The sequence below is a fragment of the Clostridium sardiniense genome, from assembly GCF_016907995.1.
Taxonomy (GTDB): domain Bacteria; phylum Bacillota; class Clostridia; order Clostridiales; family Clostridiaceae; genus Clostridium; species Clostridium sardiniense.
Genome location: NZ_JAFBDA010000003.1, coordinates 52,517 through 73,079, shown reverse-complemented (window position 1 = coordinate 73,079; position 20,563 = coordinate 52,517). Strand labels below are relative to the sequence as shown.

General features: G+C 28.7%; 19 protein-coding genes, 1 pseudogene and 2 riboswitches. Of the genes and pseudogenes, 18 read left to right on the top strand and 2 right to left on the bottom strand.

Features of this window, described 5'->3' with window-relative positions:
* The first annotated feature begins 69 nt into the window (after positions 1–69).
* The 4 genes from JOC62_RS04065 (at position 70) to JOC62_RS04050 (ending at position 4,186) form a co-directional block, all read left to right on the top strand.
* Positions 70–684 carry an AAA family ATPase gene (locus tag JOC62_RS04065; RefSeq protein WP_204593956.1) on the top strand — a complete coding sequence of 205 codons (615 nt, stop codon included), beginning with the start codon at positions 70–72 and terminating at the stop codon, positions 682–684.
* A gap of 99 nt (positions 685–783) precedes the next feature.
* Positions 784–2,088 (top strand): PTS sugar transporter subunit IIC, encoded by a 1,305-nt coding sequence (locus JOC62_RS04060; protein WP_204593955.1) that lies wholly within the window; start codon positions 784–786, stop codon positions 2,086–2,088.
* 205 nt (positions 2,089–2,293) lie between these two features.
* Positions 2,294–3,679, top strand: coding sequence for a radical SAM protein (locus JOC62_RS04055; protein WP_204593954.1), 1,386 nt, complete (start codon positions 2,294–2,296; stop codon positions 3,677–3,679).
* A 195-nt stretch (positions 3,680–3,874) separates the two neighbouring features.
* Complete coding sequence (locus JOC62_RS04050; RefSeq protein WP_204593953.1) at positions 3,875–4,186, top strand: hypothetical protein; 312 nt, start codon at positions 3,875–3,877, stop codon at positions 4,184–4,186.
* A 46-nt stretch (positions 4,187–4,232) separates the two neighbouring features.
* On the opposite strand, the gene JOC62_RS04045 is transcribed toward JOC62_RS04050, so the two are convergent.
* Positions 4,233–4,664: a nucleoside 2-deoxyribosyltransferase gene (locus tag JOC62_RS04045; protein WP_204593952.1), complete on the bottom strand. Its 432-nt coding sequence runs from the start codon at positions 4,662–4,664 to the stop codon at positions 4,233–4,235.
* Between the two features lie 272 nt (positions 4,665–4,936).
* On the opposite strand from JOC62_RS04045, the gene JOC62_RS04040 reads away from it, so the two are divergent.
* The 14 genes and pseudogenes from JOC62_RS04040 to JOC62_RS19275 all read left to right on the top strand — a co-directional run bounded on the left by JOC62_RS04040 (position 4,937) and on the right by JOC62_RS19275 (position 19,503).
* Complete coding sequence (locus JOC62_RS04040; protein ID WP_341534795.1) at positions 4,937–5,599, top strand: DUF969 domain-containing protein; 663 nt, start codon at positions 4,937–4,939, stop codon at positions 5,597–5,599.
* Positions 5,600–5,626: 27 nt separating this feature from the next.
* Positions 5,627–6,559 carry a DUF979 domain-containing protein gene (locus tag JOC62_RS04035; protein ID WP_204593950.1) on the top strand — a complete coding sequence of 311 codons (933 nt, stop codon included), beginning with the start codon at positions 5,627–5,629 and terminating at the stop codon, positions 6,557–6,559.
* A 77-nt stretch (positions 6,560–6,636) separates the two neighbouring features.
* Positions 6,637–7,278, top strand: coding sequence for a pyroglutamyl-peptidase I (pcp, locus tag JOC62_RS04030; RefSeq protein WP_204593949.1), 642 nt, complete (start codon positions 6,637–6,639; stop codon positions 7,276–7,278).
* On the top strand, positions 7,272–7,676 hold the full coding sequence (locus JOC62_RS04025) for a gamma-glutamylcyclotransferase family protein (RefSeq protein WP_204593948.1): 405 nt from the start codon (positions 7,272–7,274) through the stop codon (positions 7,674–7,676). The genes pcp and JOC62_RS04025 overlap by 7 nt, the downstream gene beginning before the upstream one ends.
* A 239-nt stretch (positions 7,677–7,915) precedes the next feature.
* Positions 7,916–8,425 (top strand): signal peptidase I, encoded by a 510-nt coding sequence (locus JOC62_RS04020; protein ID WP_204593947.1) that lies wholly within the window; start codon positions 7,916–7,918, stop codon positions 8,423–8,425.
* Positions 8,426–8,613: 188 nt separating this feature from the next.
* Positions 8,614–8,696, top strand: a riboswitch (cyclic di-GMP riboswitch).
* 45 nt (positions 8,697–8,741) lie between these two features.
* Positions 8,742–8,825: riboswitch (cyclic di-GMP riboswitch) on the top strand.
* An 87-nt stretch (positions 8,826–8,912) separates the two neighbouring features.
* Entirely contained in the window at positions 8,913–9,623 is a 711-nt protein-coding gene (locus tag JOC62_RS04015; RefSeq protein ID WP_204593946.1) for a BsaA family SipW-dependent biofilm matrix protein, read from the top strand.
* A 23-nt stretch (positions 9,624–9,646) separates the two neighbouring features.
* Positions 9,647–10,354, top strand: a complete 708-nt coding sequence (locus JOC62_RS04010; RefSeq protein WP_204593945.1) for a hypothetical protein — start codon at positions 9,647–9,649, stop codon at positions 10,352–10,354.
* A 28-nt stretch (positions 10,355–10,382) separates the two neighbouring features.
* Entirely contained in the window at positions 10,383–11,006 is a 624-nt protein-coding gene (locus JOC62_RS04005; RefSeq protein WP_204593943.1) for a BsaA family SipW-dependent biofilm matrix protein, read from the top strand.
* Positions 11,007–11,025: 19 nt separating this feature from the next.
* Positions 11,026–13,371, top strand: a complete 2,346-nt coding sequence (locus JOC62_RS04000) for a hypothetical protein (protein WP_204593941.1) — start codon at positions 11,026–11,028, stop codon at positions 13,369–13,371.
* Positions 13,372–13,531: 160 nt separating this feature from the next.
* Complete coding sequence (locus JOC62_RS03995) at positions 13,532–14,524, top strand: LacI family DNA-binding transcriptional regulator (RefSeq protein ID WP_204593939.1); 993 nt, start codon at positions 13,532–13,534, stop codon at positions 14,522–14,524.
* A gap of 371 nt (positions 14,525–14,895) precedes the next feature.
* Positions 14,896–16,561: pseudogene (locus tag JOC62_RS19280) on the top strand (glycoside hydrolase family 13 protein).
* Between the two features lie 23 nt (positions 16,562–16,584).
* Positions 16,585–18,246 carry a PTS transporter subunit IIBC gene (locus JOC62_RS03985; RefSeq protein WP_204593937.1) on the top strand — a complete coding sequence of 554 codons (1,662 nt, stop codon included), beginning with the start codon at positions 16,585–16,587 and terminating at the stop codon, positions 18,244–18,246.
* Between the two features lie 7 nt (positions 18,247–18,253).
* Positions 18,254–19,051, top strand: a complete 798-nt coding sequence (locus tag JOC62_RS03980) for an endonuclease/exonuclease/phosphatase family protein (RefSeq protein WP_204593935.1) — start codon at positions 18,254–18,256, stop codon at positions 19,049–19,051.
* Between the two features lie 329 nt (positions 19,052–19,380).
* Positions 19,381–19,503, top strand: a complete 123-nt coding sequence (locus tag JOC62_RS19275; RefSeq protein ID WP_279381498.1) for a hypothetical protein — start codon at positions 19,381–19,383, stop codon at positions 19,501–19,503.
* Positions 19,504–19,766: 263 nt separating this feature from the next.
* Here the strand turns inward: JOC62_RS19275 and JOC62_RS03975 are convergent, their stop codons facing one another.
* On the bottom strand, positions 19,767–20,417 hold the full coding sequence (locus JOC62_RS03975) for a dUTP diphosphatase (protein WP_204593933.1): 651 nt from the start codon (positions 20,415–20,417) through the stop codon (positions 19,767–19,769).
* Positions 20,418–20,563: the final 146 nt, after the last annotated feature.

The following is a 20,563-nucleotide window of genomic DNA, read 5'->3' as shown; positions in this document are numbered from 1 at the left end:
ACCACCTTATGGTTATTATACTATACAAAATTTTCAAAACAAATAAATTAAAGTAAAGGAGTTTTTATAATGACAAAAAAATTTATTCAAGATCCATGGGCAAAAGTTAAGACACGTAATGGGTTAAGTGGAGATGAAGTTATTTCAGCTCTACAAAAATCAATCAGAAGAGGAATGGTTGAGGAAGCTTGCCAGTTTGCTTATGAAATGTACATAACTTCTCCTCAGATGGAAGATAAACTTTGGAGAAGACTACTTACAATTACAGTTGAAGATATAGGTATGGGAGATAATAATGCATCAATTATTATAAATAATTTAAATCAAATGAGAAAAGAGTTTGATTATGCAGATGGAGATCGTCCAATATACTTCATACATGCAATACGTTATTTATGTCAATGTGAAAAAGATCGTTCAAGTGATTTATTAAAGAATATAATCATAAAAGGATTTGCTATGGGACAAGTTCCTGAGATACCTGATATAGCATTAGATAAGCATACTGTAAGAGGAGCGGAAATGGGACGTGATTCTTTCCATTTCTTAAATGAAGCGAGCTTAGTTATTCCACAAAAGAAAGTAGATAATGATTATAAAGAACGTTATGAGAAAATATTAGAAGAATATAACCCAGAAAATGTAGTTCCATCAACATTTAAATATAATGGATGGCAATATTAATATTAATTTGTACTTAAATATTTTATATCTTCTATAAGATAAATTACTATAGGAGATATAAAATAAAACAAAATAGAAAAAGGTTAAAGGGGCATACATATGAAAGAAAATAAACTTTTAATGCGATTAGATTCAATATTATCGCCAATAGGGGCTAAGATAGGAAATGAAATACATTTAAAGTCAGTATCAACAGGAATGATGATGACTTTACCTTTAATAGTTGTAGGATCAATATTTTTAATAATTGCAAATCCACCAATAAATCCTGAGTTAGTAAATGCTGATACTGCAAATATATTTATAAAATTCTTACTTGCTTGGAAGGAGTTCGCTGTAGCAAATTATAGTATATTAACAACGCCATTTGATTTGACAATGGGGATAGTTGGAATGATGACAGCTTTTGCAATAGCATATTCACTAGCAAAAGAATATGAGATGAATGCAGCAATGTCAGGGCTTATATCTACCGCTGTATTCTTGATGGTTTCAGCACCTGTTGTAGACGGAAAGTTATCAACTGAGTTTTTAGGTGCTAATGGATTATTTGTAGCAATTATTATTTCTTTATTATCTGTGGAGATTACAAGATTTATAGAAAAAAGAGGATGGCAAGTTAAGTTCCCAGATACGGTGCCACCAGCAGTTACTTCTTTTGTAAACTCATTATTTCCTTTACTTATAAATATAGTAGTTTTATATGGATTAAACATAGTATTAATTAATTATACAGGAGCTAATTTACCACAAAACATTATGAATATATTAACACCTGCATTATCCTCTGTTGATAATATTTGGGGATTCTTATTTATAATAACTTTTGGTAATATACTTTGGGTATTTGGTGTTAATGGAACATCAATAATATTCCCGATTGTATTTGCACTAGGTATTGCAAATACAGGTATTAATGCTGATTTAGTTGCTTCAGGAGGGCAGCCAACTCAGCTTATGAATCTACAAATGTTTAGGTATGCAATTGCAGGAGGAGCTGGAAATACATTAGGTCTTATATTTTTAATGTGGAGAAGTAAATCTACCCATTTAAGGACATTAAGTAAACTTTCTTTAGTTCCAGGAATATGCGGTATAAATGAGCCAATAATTTTTGGATGTCCAATAGTATTTAATCCGATTTTAGGTATTCCATTTATAGTCACACCTATAGTTACATGTACTTTAGGGTATTTGGCACAGCTTACAGGAATAATAACACCAGGATATATTGTAGATCCTTCCTTCACGCCATTTTTTGTTCAGGCATATTTATCAGGAATGGATTTTAGAAATGTAATATTTGTACTTTTAATGGTTCCATTAAGTGCATTAATATATTATCCATTTTTTAAGATTTTTGAGAAGAATCTAATGAAATCAGAAAATGAAATAATAGATTAATTAAAAAAAACGATAAGTAAAACTTATCGTTTTTTTCATTTTACTAACAAAAAATTAATAAAGAATAATAAAGTGAAATTAATATTAACATTATGTGGGAGGAGTTGATATTGTTTTCTAGTAAGAATACAATGGAATATATTGGGACGAATTTATACGTTATAGTGCCAATTTTAAAGAAATATTTTATTAGAGAGGTGATTTTATGGGTATTAAAGATACCATAAAAAAAGGAACAAAAGAAGCAATTATAAAAGCAGGAATACAAGTATTAGAAAATAATCCAGAGAAAAATGTCGATAAAATTTTCAATATAATAAGAAAAGGTATAAGAGATGATGAGACTAGAAATTCAATAAATGAAGTACAAAGATACTATGAAGAAATACCATCTGTTCATGATTATATTCAAGATATACTTAAGAACACAAATAAGAATTGTTTATCTAAGTTCTTTGCTAATTTTGTTGGAAATGCTACATGGTATGGAATACCAAAGAGAGAACAGCAAGGAGAAAAATATGATACAAAAATTCCTTATACAATATTAATTAGTCCATCAATGAGATGCAACTTAAGATGTACAGGCTGTTATGCAGCTAATTACAGTAAAAAAGATGATATTCCATTTGAGGAAGTAGATAGATTAATAAAAGAAGCTAGAGACTTAGGTATATACTACATAGTAATACTAGGTGGAGAACCTTTCTTCAATGAATATATGTTAGACATATATAAAAAATACAATGATGTATTCTTTACTCCATTTACTAATGGAACTTTATTTGATGAAGAATTAGCAGAAAAACTTGCTGAGCTAGGTAATGTTATGCCAATGTTCTCTTTAGAAGGATTTAAAGAAGAGACAGAAGCAAGAAGAGGAGAAGGAGTATTTGATGCTGTAATGAAAGGTATGGATCTTTTAAGAGAAAAAGGAATACCATTTGGAGTTTCTTCAGCTACTGCTAAGAACAATGTAGATGTTGTCACATCAGATAAGTACATTGATATGTTAATAGAAAAAGGTGCTAGAATGATATGGTACTTCATGTTTATGCCAATTGGAGATGAACCAGTTAAAGATATGGATCTTATGTTAACACCAGAACAAAGATTAAAACTTGGAAAGAGAACTAGAGAAATTAGAATGACTAAGAAGATATTCCCTATAGACTTCTTCAATGATGCACCATATGTTGGAGGATGTATTGCAGGAAAATATTACTGCCATATAAATTCAAAAGAAGATGTTGAACCTTGTATTTTCTCACATTTCTCAACAGATAATGTAAAGGGAAGACCACTCGTAGAAGCATTCCAAAGTCCATACTTTAAAGAATTAAGAAAGAGACAGCCATATAATAAAAATTTATTAATGCCTTGTCCTATGATTGATAATCCTAACCAAATTAGAGAAATAGTAAAAGTTACAGGAGCTAGACCTACACACCCTAGTGCAGATTTAATGGTAAAGGATCCTGAATTTATGGAGAAATTAGATAAACTTGCAGAGGATTTTGAAGGATATGCAGAAAAAGAATTCCAGGAAGAATTTGATGGAACAGGAAACTACGAATTTTCAAAAGGCTAGTATTTAATAAATAAATTATATTTTAATAAAGAATTATCTAAGGGTTATAAAGGGATAGCATTTAGATAATTCTTTTATATTTGGTAAATAATTCTTAGACTTTGTTAAATAATTCTTAATTTTTATTATTTTAAGAAGTTCAGTTATAATGTATACTTAATATTATAGTAAATTAAAGTAATTATGGAGGAAGCTATGAACAGTTTTGAATTATATGGGGACATGCTAAAGATATATAAGGAAGTAGATTTACAGTGTGGTTATAAATTGGATAATATGCTTCAAAAAATTAATGTTAAAGGTGCACTTTATGCAGCTAAATCATTAATTAGAGATGATGATGATAATGGGCTAGAAATTTTAATTAGTTCTAATAAGGAAGAATTATCTTTAGAAAGATTAATATTAGATGAGAAGTATAAGAATATATTTGATGATGAAGATAGAGAAATTTGTAATGACAGATTAAGGAGATATAGAAACATAGATAAAAATAAAGAAGAATAGTTGAAATGTAAAAAATACACCACTTAAATTTAAGTGGTGTATTTTTTTAGAATACTTTCCCTATATAATTACTTGTTTCTAGTGATTCAAAATCATAAGCTCTAAGTGAATCTATAGAATCTATATAAGCATGTAGACTATCGCTTATCATTAAGTTTACTGGATTTTCTGTTAAGTTAACAATAATAACAGGCTTACCGATTGCGTATGAATATCCACATTCCCATGCAGTTCCACTATCAGAATAGTTACCATTACTTATAATTGCAACAACTACATCAGCCTCTTTTATATTATCAGTATCTGCTTTAAAAGTTTCATGTCTCCATTCTAATGATCCAAATTCTAAATCACTTTTTAATTCATATGGCGCAAAAACATCAAAGCCCTTTTCTTCTCTTAAAACCTTAAGGACACTTTTCATTCTATCAAGTTCAGCATCGTTAAAGAATGGGCTAGCTAAATATACTTTTTTCATTAATATTCCTCCAAGTCAAATTATTTAATTAATCTTAGTCAATTTATATTATAAATAAAAATACTAGAATTATAAACATATGCTTTACCATAGATTTGATTTTACACTAAGTGTAATAAATTATGACAATATATGAATAGAATATTAAAAATATATTGAAAATGTAAATAAAATGATATATTATTTTAAACAAGATATAAATTAATTAAATTTTTTGAAAAAACAGAAAAGTAGATTAGTAGAACAGTAGATGGGAGTGAGAGTAACTAATGATTAAGTTAATTGGAGTTTTAATTGTAATATTAGGTTTTACGTTTAAGGTAGAAACCTTATTTACAGTTTTAGTAGCAGGACTTGCAACTGGATTAGTTGCAGGAATGGATTTAAATGAAATTTTAACTGTACTTGGACAATCCTTTGTAGCAAATAGAGCAGTTTCATTGTTTATATTAACATTACCTGTTATAGGAGTATTAGAAAGATATGGATTAAGACAAAGAGCAATCTATTTAGTGAAAAAGTTAGGGAAACTTACAACAGGAGGAGTTTTAAGTGCTTATACATTAATTAGAGAAATCACTGGAGCACTTTCAATAAGAATAAGTGGACATCCCCAATTTGTTAGACCAATAGTTAATCCAATGGCTCAAGCAGCTGCAAATAGTAAGTATGGGGAAATAGAAGAAAAAGATGTAGAAAAGATAAAGGCATTATCAGCAGCATCTGAAAATTATGGAAACTTCTTTGGACAAAATCTTTTTGCTGGAAGTTCAGGCGTGCTTTTAATATCAAGTACATTAACTGAATTTGGATACAATGTTACAGCTTTAAGTATAGCAAAGGCTAGTATAATAATGGCAGTAGTAGCATTCTTAATTTCAGCATTACAAAATCATTTATATGATAAGAAGATGAAAAAGAAGTACGGTAAGTAATTTATACGTAGGATGGGAGGATAAGATATGCAAGGATTTATAGATATAGCGTTAGAAATTTTCTATGTATTAATGGGTTTACTTATGTTAGTAATAGCATATAAATCATTTAAAACAATAGATTCAAATAAAAGATATTTTACAGCAGCCTTTTGGGCTATGATATCATTACCATTTATATTTGGTAAGATGTTGCCTGCAAATGTAGTTGGTGGAATATTAGTATTATCAAGTCTTTTAACACTTTCAAAACAAGTTGTTTTTGCAAAGTATGATATGGCGACAGAAGAAGAAGGACAAAGAGCCTCTGAAAGAGTAAAGAGTAAGGTATTTATTCCGTCATTGGTTTTAGCATTTGCAGCAGTTGCAGTTGCAATGATACTTACAGATTTTAAAAATTCATCACAATTTGCTATAGGGATAGGAGCAATAGCAGCTATGATAGCAGCATTTGCAATAACTAAGGCTAAGCCTAAAGAAGCTGTAAATGATGGAGCTAGACTTCTTCATCAAATGGGTCCAACAAGTATGTTACCACAATTATTAGTTGCGTTAGGTGCATTATTTACACAAGCTGGAGTTGGCGAAGTTATATCACAATATATATCAGGTGTGGTACCTCAAGATAATAGATTCTTTGGAGTTGTAGCATATGTACTAGGAATGGCACTATTTACAATGGTTATGGGTAATGGATTTGCAGCCTTTTCAGTAATTACAGCTGGAATTGGAGTACCTTTTGTACTTGCACAAGGTGGAAATCCAGCAGTAGTTGGAGCACTTGCACTTACAGCTGGATATTGCGGAACACTTTTAACACCAATGGCAGCAAACTTTAACATAGTACCATCAGCATTATTAGAATGTAAGAATCAGTATGAAGTAATAAAATATCAAGCACCAGCAGCAATAGTGTTATTGGTTTTACACATATTTGCAATGTATTTCTTAGCATTTTAATAAATTGTTCTAATAAAAAGAATTTTTATGAAACAATTTAAGAGTACAATTTTAGAAAAACAAAGGAGGAGTTATTGATGAAAGTATTATTAACAGGATTTGATCCCTTTGGAGGAGAAAAAATAAATCCAGCGCAAGAAGCAGTTATGAGAGTTAGTGAAAATGTAAATGGTGCAGAAGTAATAAAGCTTATAATACCAACTGTTTATGAAAAATCACTAAGTGCAATAGAAAAAGCAATAGAAGAGCATAAGCCAGATATTGTTATATCAATAGGTCAGGCTGGAGGAAGATTTGATATAACTCCAGAGAGAGTGGCAATTAATATTAATGATTTTAGAATTAAAGACAATGAAGGTAATCAACCAGTTGATGAACCAATAAGAGAAGATGGAAAGGCAGCATATTTCTCAAGCTTACCAGTAAAGGGAATGGTTAAGCACTTAAATGAGAATGGAATACCAAGTACACTTTCAAATACAGCAGGAACTTTTGTATGTAATCATGTAATGTATGGGATTTTATATATGATTGATAAGAAGTATCCAAATATTAAGGGTGGCTTTATTCACATCCCTTATGTAACATCTCAAGTAATAGACAAAAAGAATACACCATTTATGTCATTAGAGGAGATAATAAAGGGGATAGAATTATCAATAGAAGCATGTACTATATACAATGAAGATATAAAAGCGATAGGTGGAGAAATATGCTAACAGAAAAAGTGTTTGTGTATGGAAGCCTTAGAAGTGGGATGTTCAACTATGAGAAGTTACTTAAGGGTAAGGTTAAAGGGTCAGAAAGTGGAACAGTTTGTGGGGAATTGTTTCATATAGAAAATAAGGGATATCCAGCAGCTATCTGTGGGGACAGTAAGGTTGTTGGAGAATTAATGGAACTTAAAGATTTTAAGAAGACATTGAGAGAATTAGATGAGCTAGAGAATTATAATGAAGAGGATAAAAATTCAGAATATATAAGAGAAATAGTGGATGTTTCTTTAGAGAATGGTGCTAAAGAAAAAGCATATTTCTACAGATATAATAAGGAAGCTGATAGGAACAGAATAGATAAGCTCCTTAAAGTTAGCAGTGGGGACTGGGTAAATAGATAATATAAATATATGAAGCAGTTTAGTATGATGGTCGTACTAAACTGCTTTTTCATAATTAAATATGAATAAGGGTCAAAGAAAAATAAATTTAATAATATAATTAACTTCTACTTGTAATAAAGGTATGGTTGTTTAACAATTTGTAAAGAGAATTGACAATAAATAGTAATGTATATAGACTAAAGAAGGACTAATAAATGAATATTAAGATAAAATTATAAGATAAAAGGGGTAAAGATATGAAGAAGAGAAAGAGTTCTTTAGCAGTCATAGGAAATTGTATATTTTATTTATTTATAATAGCTGTTATATTTTTAGCTGGAATAAATATAATAGGATCAAAAGAAGGAAAACATCCAAGTATATTAGGATATAGCTCATATTACATATTAACAGGGAGTATGGAACCTACTATAAATCCAGGTAGCTTAGTAGTTGTAAAAGATGGAACGGATCAAGAAATAAATGTAGGGGATGTAATAACTTTTACAGGAAGAAATAGCAATACAATTACTACTCATAGAGTTAATCAGGTTATAAATAATGGAGAAGAATTTATAACAAAAGGTGATTCTAATAATGTAGTGGATCCAATAAGTGTTCAGAAAAATCAAGTTATAGGAAAGGTTATGTTCCACATACCTTATCTCGGAAAAGTTTCTCAGTTTGTTCAAAAGAACTTAGTTCTAATATTAGTTGTGATATTAGCTTTATTTGGACTATCATTTTTAGTTGGAAGAAAAAAATAATTATATAAAAATATTAAAAGAAGTATAGATATATTTACTATATTTCTTTTTTATTTTGATAAATATATATAAATTAAAACAAATATTAATGATATGTATACTTAGTAAAGGTTGTGTAAAACATATTGACTCTCTTTTATATCAAATGATAATATCTATAATGAAATTAACGAAAGATTATTAAAATCAAAAATATAGGAGCTTTGAAATATATTCTGTATGTGGGCACTTGGAGTATATGGAGCTAGTAGTGCAACCGACTAATTTATATTATTAAGGATAAAATATAGATTAGTTTTTTTTATGTTTAAAATTAATTTAATATAGATGCTTTGAAGTATGTTCTATATTTGGGCACTTGGAATATATGGAGCTAGTAGTGCAACCGGCTAATTCACAAATATACTGTATTAGTCCTTTTTTAAGGCTCTTACTTACAAAAATTCTTAAATATTTAAAAAAAATCCAATATAGGGGGAAGTAACAAATGAAAAAGAAGAAAATATTGAGTGTAATTGCAGCAGTTGTAGTAGTGGCATCATTAGCGATAGGATCATTAGCATATTTTACATCAAAGGAAACAGTAAAGAACTCATTTAGCACAATTGCTAATGGAACAGAAGATAAGGGTGGAGATGCTGGAATAGATATAAACGAGAACTTCGATCCAAATCAAGCTAAGAATATGATTCCAGGAGATACTGTAAATAAGGATGTACAAGTAGATAGTACAGCAAATTATGGACAATTCGTAAGAGTTAAGTTATCACCAAATTGGGTAACCTCTACTGGTGAAGTAAATACAGCATTAAACTCAACAGATTTAGATGATATATTATTAAATAAAGTAAATTTAACAAAAAGTGTTACAGAAAACCAATGGTTTAATGGTGGAGATGGATATTTCTATTATATAGGAGTTTTAGCACCACAAGGACAATCAGGATCAAGTACTCCAAGATTATTGGACTCAGTAACTCTAGCAAGTGACACAGAAAAATCTGCTTTAGGAAATGGATTTACAGTTGATGTAACAGCAGAATCAGTTCAAGCTTCAAATGATGCATTTGCATCAGCATGGGGGGATGTACCATCAGCTGTTTCAGAAAAATTAAAATCACTTCAAATTCAAGGTAAAACACAAGCTAATACTGATACCAATACAGCAGAAGCACCAAAAGCAAAGTTAGCAAAATAATAGAATAATCAAGGAGTGATATTATGAAAAAATCTTTAAAGATTTTCATACTATTTATTTCACTTCTTTTAGGAATAACTACCAATGGGGTGGCAGCAGAGTTGCCACCCTCTAATATTAGAATAGATAAAACTGGAATTCATTTTATCTATACAAAAGACAACAGTGATATATTTCTAGAAAAGAAGGGAATGTTACCTGGTGATTCAGTAAGTGGGACTCTTACTGTAGAAAATAATTTAAAAGAACCTTTTGAAGTGTTTATGAAAGCCGAAAGAGTAGGAGCACAACAAAAAGTAGATTTATGTCAAGTATTAGATCTTTCAATAAATTATGATAGTAAGAACATATACCATGGCACTGTAAGTGGAGAAAATGGATTAAGAAATAATATAAGTTTAGGTACTGTCAAACCAGGAGAGAAAAAACTTTTAAATGCAAAAGTTATTCTAGATGGGAAAGCAACGGATAATAAGTATAAGAACAAAAAGGTAGATATAGATTGGATTTTTACAGCTATTGGGACAGATAGTCCAGATAAAGTGATGAGTACCAAGGAGGAAAGCCACGAAGGTGGTCTAGGAAATGATATTTCTAATACTATAAACAATGTAAAGAATATACTTCCAAGGACTGGATATGTAGGAATATGCGGATATGGACTTGCTTGTGTGCTTATTGGAATAGGAATATTTTTAATTATAAAAAAGAAAAAATATAAAAATTATTAGTAAAATACTATTAAATGGAGTGTAGAAAATGAAAAAAGTAGGATTAACATTAGGGATAATTCTTTTATTTACAACTACAGTTGCTTCATTAGCATACTTTTCAAGTAAAGAAAGTAAAAAGAATAAATTTACAATAGGAAGTATAAGCACAGAAATTAATGAAAACTTCGATAAAGATTCAGCTAAAGATGTATCACGTAATGAGGAGATTAAAAAGGTTGTATCTATAAAAAATACAGGAAAAAATCCTGTAATAGTTAGAGTTATAATAAATCCTCAATGGGACGAAGAAAAAGATGAGAACGGAAAAGTAACTAAACTTACAACATCAGCATCAAATCAGGTGCAATTAAACTTTTCAAACACATGGAAAGAAGATTGGATAAAAGATAACGATGGTTATTATTATTACAATAAAATATTAAATCCTGGAGAGAGTACTAGTGATTTGTTAAAGTCTATATCATTAAAAAATAATATATCACAAGAAGATATAGAAAGTTTTAAAAATAGGAATTTCTCCGTAAATGTTAGCTCAGAAGCTATACAAGTAAATAAAGAGGCATTAAGAAAAGAGTGGAATATAAATAACACAATATCAGATAAGACGATGGATAAATTAGATGAGATAATTGATGGATACGTAAAGTAAGTAAGGGGAGGGAGTAGATATGAAAAAGATTAATAAACTTTTAGTTGTAATGCTTTCTGTCTTTATGATTATAAACTATATTGTTCCGCAAGCTGCAAATGCAAATAGAAATAAATTAGTCAGTAATGATACAAGTGGAATTATAGAGATTCCACTAAGATGGACGAAGAATGATATGAGTAGAGTAAATTCAACGAATTATAATGATTATAATAGATATGGAATATCAGCAGATTATTTTGAGAATATATTTAACAATAAAAATATATTAAATAGTCCACAAAATGCTAAAGAGGTTCGAAAACATTATTGGGGTGGGTGGTACTACACTAATGAGCCTGCTAATACTGGAGCAACTTTAAGAACAAAATTTATGATGGAAAATTATAATAATTACACTATAGATTACAGAAACTTAGAGAGTTGGTTCGAGGGAAGCAATAAAGGTGACACTAAGCCTTATAATTTACCACAGGTTTTAAATTGGAATTCTGTAAATGGAACAGCGCAGAAGTGGAATCAGTCAACTACAAAAGATTACACAACACAAGATTGGAACTTATTTAGAGGAATAGCTGATTTAAACGGAATTAATACCAATGATTATGAGTTTTATTTAGCTGCGCCTAAATCACATGCAATGTTTATAGGTGCAAATGATTTGATATCCGTTTTAGTTGATGAAATGACAACAGATATTAATTTTGCAACTTATAGGAATTCATCAACTCCAAATAAAAAAATTAATTTTATCGATGGAAATGGAGCCAATAATTTATTAGAGTTTAAGAGAGAATACTGGGGAACAAGAGATCATAATACTTGTGTTGCTCAAAATCTAGATAAATACAATAGTATAATTGATGGTTGGCATGTAGATTTAAATGATGCTATAAAAGATAAAAGTGGTAATACTATTTTAGGAGATGTAACTAAAATTATACAAAGCAATAGATATGGAAACTCAAAACATGCAATAGACTTATTGACAAGTGAATGGTGTAATTATGGTGGAGTAACAAAATTATCTCTTTATGCAGTAAAGAAACCTAAAATACAAGTAAAGAAAATAGCTTATTTAAAATCATCTGAAGTAGATAAAAATATATTATATAAAAGTGATATAAAATCAATAGAGGGTGATGAAATAATTTTAAATACTGATAATGGGAATATTCCTAAAGTACCATCAGATAAGACAGTATATTTTAAATTTATAGTAAGTAACATTGGAGATACTGATATTGATAATATAAAGATAGCTGATAATAATAAAACTTTAGATATAAATTCTAATTATGATTCTACTAATATTAAGTCTGGAGTAATAATAAAAAATAGCGATGGTAGCTCTGGAAATTTAGATTTATTAAAACCTGGTAATAGCATAACATTAGAAGATGAAAGTACATTAAAGTATATAAATAAATCAACTAGACTTAGTGATATAAATAATATATTCAATAATACAGTAACAGCTACAGGAACATATTTTTCAAATCAATTAAGTATTAGTGATTCTGACACTATAAAATTTAAAACAGAGTTAGATCCTAAAGTAAATATTAGTAAGAGTATAGTTAACGTTGAAAGAAACGGAAAAGAACTTGATTACGAAAAAAAGCCATTTACATTAATGGCAGGAGATAAGGTTACATTTAAAGTATCTATAAAAAATGATACTTTAAATGGAGATACACCTTTGAGTATTAGTGGATTAAAGTTACAAGATAATTTAAATTGTTATGATTTAAAAAGGGTAACTTATAGTAATGGAAAATGGAGCTTTAGAACTGATAGAGATAATATAAATTCAACTATAGATTCAAGTAATATATCTATAGATCCAGGGAAAATATTAAATGTTTATACAGATTGGATTGTTCCAAGCGGAATAATTGGAAAAGGTGTTAATTATGCTAGTATAATCTATGATGGAAAAGAGATAAATGGATCAAGAGTAGATTTTAATATTAAAGAGAGAACTGGAGTAATAAATATAAAAAAAGTAGTAGATAATTATAATTCACTAAATAATGATGAAAAAAAGTCAGTAGATAATCAAATATTTACAATTAATTTGATTGGTAATGATGGTAGTACTCAAAGTATAGCGCTTAAAAATGGACAAATAGGACAATTCCAAGACGTTAAGTATGGTGTAGTATATACTGTAAAGGAAAGTGTGCCTATGAATTATAAATTAGAATCAATAAATGGTGATGAAGTAAAAGGTTATACTTTTACAATGGGATCAGATATAGATAACACTAATATAACTATAGATAATGCTTATTCAGATGATGGATGGTTTGAGTTTGGGCAAACTATAGTTAATAAATTGAAGACAGCCCTAAATATTTAACTTTAGTAAGTTAAATTTAAATACAATAAACAGAGTTCTATTTAAGTATAGTTCTCTGTTTATTATTTTTTATTAATAAATTAATATAGAAAAGTGAAGATAGAATAATTAAAGAAATTATGATATATTTTAACTAAAAGTTTAAAGGGGAGTTGAGGTTTTGAAAGTTACAATAAAAGATGTAGCAAAGGAAGCAAATGTAGCTCCATCTACTGTTTCAAGAGTTATAGCAAATAGCCATAAGATTAGTGAAGAAACTAAATTAAAAGTAAATAAGGCAATAAAAAAATTAGGGTATACGCCAAATGTAATGGCAAGAGGACTTGTGAGCAATAAGACTAGAATACTAGGTGTTGTATTGCCTAGTGAAGCTGCAGATTTATTTAAAAATCCATTCTTTGTAGAAGCTATGAAGGGGATGAGTATGGGAGCAGAAGAGAACGGTTATTATATAATGTATGCCTTTAGTAAAAATGAGGAAGATGAACTAAAGAGTATTAAAGAGTTTGTATCTAGTAATCTATTAGATGGTATATGCTTACTTGCAGCAAGAGAAAATGATAGATGTATAAAATATCTAAAAGATATCAAATTTCCATTCGTAGTTGTAGGAAGACCAGATAATGATAAAGATATATTATGGGTAGATAATGATAACTTTAATGCAATGTATAGTGTAGTCAATAGATTCATATCAGACGGAGAAAATAATATTGCATTTATAGGTGCTAAGAAAGATTGGAATGTATCTAGATATAGATTAAATGGCTTTAAAGAGGCGTTAAAGATAAATGATATAAGCTATGATAAAGATAAAGTAATTGAAACTGAAGATTTTAATGAGGCATGTGGTTATGAAGCTATGCAAAAAATAATATCAAAGAGTAAGCCTAATATTGTTGTAACAACAGAAGATCTTTTAGCTTTTGGAGCAAATAAATTTTTAATTGAAAATAATATTAATGGAATAAAACTTATAGGATTTAATAATACACCTATGGCAAAATATCAAATTCCACCAATATCATCAATAGATATAAATGCAACAGAACTTGGATATCAAGCTACAAAGTTACTTATAAATTCATTAGATAATAAGAATGACAATAAGAAAAATCACTATATTGTTGATACTAAGTTTATAGAGAGATAGAAAAAATATAGTATTTGTATTTCAATAAAATGTACCTTTAGAAAAAGTAGGCAAACGTTTGCGTAAGAAAATAAGGATAAGTGAGAGAAGAAGAGATAAGATGAGATTTAATTGGGAAAATCTATTCTTATAACTTTTGATAACATTTACAAAGTTTGATATTATAAATTTAGAAAACTTAAAGAAAAAATTTATAAAGATTAAATTGTAAGCAATAGTGAGGATTTAGAAATAAATTATAAGATTTTAGTAGTAAATAAATAAAAGAATCCAAAATTTTAATTTCTAATAAATCACTTATATTTTTGACATTTAGGCAAACGTTTGCCTAAAGCTAAAATATTAGTTTATAGTGAGAGGAAATTGATGTAATGAATAGAGTATGGTGGAAAGAACTAGTTGGATATCAGATATATCCTAAAAGTTTTAAAGATTCAAATGGAGATGGGATAGGAGATCTTCAAGGAATAATATCAAAGTTAGATTATATAAAAGATTTAGGAATAGATGTTATATGGATATGCCCTATGTACAAATCACCAAATGACGATAATGGTTATGATATAAGCGATTATAAAGATATTCTTGATGAATTTGGAAATATGCAAGATTTCGATATGTTACTTAATGAGGTACATGATAGAGGTATGAAGCTTATAATTGATCTAGTGATTAATCATACAAGCGATGAACATGAATGGTTTATAGAATCAAAATCATCTAGAGATAATCCAAAGAGAGATTGGTATATTTGGAAGGATTCAAAGGATGGAAAAGAGCCAAATAACTGGGAAAGTATATTTAAAGGTTCAGCTTGGGAGTATAGCAAAGAGCGTGAGCAATATTATCTTCATTTATTTACTAAAAAACAACCAGATTTAAACTGGGAAAATGAAGATATGAGAAAAGAAGTCTACAAAATGATAAATTGGTGGCTTGATAAAGGTATTGATGGATTTAGAGTTGATGCAATAAGTCACATAAAAAAAAGAGGAAGGCTTTGAAGATATGGACAACCCGAAGGGGTTAAAGTACGTAACATCTTTTGATAAGCACATGAATGTAGATGGAATACATGAATATTTACAAGAATTAAAAGAAGAGACTTTTTCAAAATACAATATAATGACTGTTGGTGAAGCAAATGGTGTAAGTGCAAAAGAAGCAGAAGATTGGGTATCAGAAGATAAAGGAAAATTTAATATGGTATTCCAGTTTGAACATTTACATCTTTGGGACTATGAGGGTGATAGAGAATTTAATGTTAAAGCATATAAAGATGTATTAACGAGATGGCAAAAAGGATTAGAAGGTAAGGGATGGAATGCATTATTTATAGAGAATCATGACATCCCAAGGGTTGTTTCAACTTGGGGAAATGATAAAGAGTATTTAAGAGAATGTGCAACATCTTTTGCAGCAACATATTTCCTTCAACAAGGAACACCATTTATTTATCAAGGACAGGAAATAGGAATGACTAATGTACAATTTGATAGTATAGATGATTACAAGGATGTAAAATGTATAAATACTTATAATGAGAAGATTGAGAATGGTATTTCAGAATGTGAAGCAATGAATGAGGTCTTTGCAACTTCAAGAGATAATTCACGTACGCCAATGCAATGGGATTCAAGTAAAAATGCGGGATTTACTGATGGAACGCCATGGATTAAGGTTAATGAAAATTACAAATATATAAATGTAAGTGATGAGGAAAAGGATGAGGATTCTATTTTATCTTTCTATAAAAGACTTATAAAACTTAGAAAATCTAGTGATACCTTAATATATGGTACTTATGATTTGATATTAGAAGATGATGAGAAAATTTTTGCATATACAAGAAGTCTTGGAAATGAGAAGTATATTATTATAGGCAATTTATCTAAATATGAAAGCAAATATAATTATGAAAAATATGGTCTGAAATATAAAAATTTAGTTTTAAACAATTATAATGTTGAAAAACATAATAAATTAACAGAGTTTACATTAAGACCTTATGAATGTAGGGTATATAAATATATTTAAGTAATTTTAGGAGGTATAAGGGGATGAAGAAATTTAAATTAGGTTCATTTGATTTTTGGCAAAAGTTTGGTAAGGCATTGCTAGTAGTGGTTGCGGTTATGCCTGCAGCTGGACTTATGATTTCAATAGGTAAAGTTATAGGAATATATGTAGATGTAGATTTCATAAAAACTTGCGCAAAAGTCATGGAGGATATAGGTTGGGCAATAATCAATAACATGAATTTATTATTTGCAGTGGCTATTGGTGGTTCATGGGCTAAGGAACGTGCAGGGGGAGCATTTGCAGGGGCGCTAGCTTTCATATTAACTAATAGAATAACAGGAGTAATCTTTGGAGTTACAACAGAGATGTTAGCTAAGACATCAACTGATATGGTACAGTCATTTACAGGACAGCAATTATTAGCTAAAGATTATTTTATATCAGTACTTGGAGCACCAGCTCTAAATATGGGAGTATTTATTGGTATTATTTCAGGTTTCTTAGGGGCAGTTTTATATAATAAGTATTATAATTACAACAAATTACCTAACTCTTTAGCGTTCTTTAACGGTAAACGTTTTGTTCCTTTTGCAGTTATAGCAGGTTCAATAGTTACTGCATTAATATTAGCTTTTGTATGGCCATTTATACAATATGGATTAAATTCATTTGGACAATGGCTTGCAACATCAAAAGATACAGCACCAGTAATTGCACCATTTTTATATGGGATGTTAGAACGTTTACTATTACCATTTGGATTACATCATATGTTAACGGTTCCTATAAATTATACAGAACTTGGCGGTGTATATCATATGTTAACTGGACCTACTGCTGGATCTATAGTTGCAGGACAAGATCCATTATGGCTTGCATGGATAACTGATTTAAATAATTTTAAACAAGCTGGGGATATGACAGCTTATAATAATCTTTTAACGAGTATTACACCAGCACGTTTTAAGGCTGGACAAGTAATATTATCAAGTGCTTCACTAATAGGGGTAGCATTTGCAATGTATAGAAATGTTGATCCGGATAAGAAGAAAAAATATAAGACAGTATTTTTCTCTGCTGCAATAGCAGTATTTTTAACAGGGGTAACAGAGCCTTTAGAGTTTATGTTTATGTTTGTATCACCAATTCTTTATGGAGTTTATGCAGTTCTAACAGGTATAGGATTTGCATTAGCTGATATACTAAATTTAAGAGTTCATGCTTTTGGGTTTATAGAACTAATAACTCGTGTTCCACTTATGATCAATGCAGGGATAGTTGGGGATTTAATAAATTTCATAATAGTAGCCGTAGTATTCTTCTTTGCAAACTTTGGAATAATGAGTGTATTAATAAAGAAATTTAATATAGCTACTCCAGGACGTGCAGGAAATTATATTGACAGTGAAGATTCAGAAGGTGAAAAAGATAGTAGTAATAGTAATTCAGGTGCAGTAAATGATGATATTGCAAGGGAAGCAATTGCATTACTTGGTGGAAAAGATAATATAGTAGATGTGGATGCTTGCATGACTCGTCTTCGTGTTACAGTAAAAGATATAAGTTTAGTTGGTGATGAAAAGTCATGGAAATCAAATGGTGCAATAGGACTTATTTTAAAAGATAAAGGGGTACAAGCTATATATGGACCTAAAGCAGATATATTAAAATCTAATGTACAAGATATTTTAGGAGTTTAAATAAAATATGAAATTACTTACATTAAATTGCCACTCATGGCAAGAAGAGAACCAAAATGAAAAAATAAAATATTTAGCTAAAGTAATAAAGAATAAAAAATATGATGTTATAGCACTTCAAGAAGTGAATCAAAGCATAGATTCAAATATAGTATACGATAATATACGAGAAGATAACTATGCTATGATTCTAATAGAGGAGATAAATAAACTTGGAGGAGATAATTATAATTTAGTATGGGATTTTTCACATATTGGATATGGAAAGTACGAAGAGGGGTTAGCAATTTTAACAAGACATGAGATTCTTAAAAGTGAAAGTTTTTATATAACTAAAAATAAGTGTATAGATTTTTGGAAGTCAAGAAAAATAGTTAAGGCGGTAATAAGACTTAACAATAAAAATATAGATTTTTATTCATGTCATCTAGGTTGGTGGAATGATGAAGATGAAGATTTTAAGAATCAAGTAAATGAATTATATAATAGGATTAAAGAAGGCAAGGATAGTTCAATTTTAATGGGTGATTTTAATAACAATGCTTTAATAAGAGATGAAGGGTATGACTTTATTAAAAGCAAGGGATTAGTAGATACGTATGATTTAGCTAAATTTAGAGATTCAGGAGTAACTGTTAAAGGAAAGATAGATGGATGGGATGATAATACAGATGAAGTAAGAGTAGATATAATATTTACTAATAAATCAATGAATATTTTAGAAAGTAAGGTTATATTTAATGATATAAATAAGAAGATAATTTCTGATCATTATGGATTAGAAGTATTAATTGACAATCCTTAATACAATAAATATAAGAATATCCTAGTTTTGAGAAGTTTATAACAGCTCTTGGCTAGGATATTTTAATGTAATAAATTATAAATAAAGCAATAATTATTTAAATTGTAACTAAATTAAACGATGTGTTAAAGATATAAAAATTACTAATAAATAAAAGAATATTATAGAAAATAGGAGTAAGGTATATATTATTTCTTTTCATTTAATTAAAATGAATTAATTTGTATAAATTTGAATGAATATAAAGAATATGTTGGTTTACCCTTTAGGAAATAGATGTTAATATTAAGACAAGATTTGGACAGGTTATTATAAAGGGGATGAGAATTATGGGACAAAAGAGATATGATGAGGTAGTTAGAAAAACTGGTGAAGAAAAACTAGCTGAAGTAAGAAAAGAACAAGAAAAAATGGCAAACAAAGTTAAAGAGAATGAAAAGTTAAACAAATAAATTAGCTTAATCAAAAAATTTATATAAATAAAAAAAGAACATCTTGCCTACTTAAGTATATCTTAATTAAGCCAGATGCTCTTTTTTTATTAGATTTTTTTATATTTAAATTATGTCATGTAATGTAATGATTTTTAATTGACACAAGATTCCAATAAAAATTTTAGTGAAAAATAGAAAGCGTTGAATATAGATATTAGACTCTTAATTTTATTATATAGTTTCTAAAAGTAACAAGTGCTTACCAATAAAATGATTTATGATTAGAAACCAGTGTGACCAAAGCCACCACCTCTATTTACACCTTTTTTTATCTTACTTACATCATCCGTTTTAATAAAATTAGCTTTATAATAATGAGCTAAAACCATTTGTGCAATTCTATTTCCTTTTTTTATATAGATACTTCCATAAGGATTACCATTTTTATCTATATAAATATAGTTCTTTAGTAGTTTCCTAAAAGATTTATCATATTCCTCAAAGGCAAATACACTTTCTCCTTTAGAAATTAAGTAATCCTTAAGTTTAATTTGTGTATAGTTTTCTTTTAGATCAGTAAGTATTGATGGATCATTTGCTATTTGATAAGGCAAACTTGATATATTATATTCATTTTCAAGTATAACTGAAATATTATCTATAGAATCTGCGTCAATTGTACCTATAGAGTTAGAAATTTTAAGATCTGTTCTAAGTGAAAGTCCACTTCTAGCTCTTATTTGAATTTCCATATCATCTGGAATAGCAAATTTAATATTTAGAGGAATAGCAACTCTTTCAAATGGTAGTATAACCATATCAGTAGCAGCGAAAAGATCAGCACCTGCAGCTAGTGAAGTTTCATACTTAGGAACTGTAGCATCTTTATCATACTCTATATATACATCAATTAAATTATTATCTCTTTTCATAATTAAATCACTCCCATAAAATTCTATAGATAAATTATAATATTTTAATTTATGGAGTAGTTAATAAGCACTTAAAATTAAACAACTATTAACATAATAGAAATTTATATATAAAAAAACAAATGTATTAATTATTCTTCATTTAT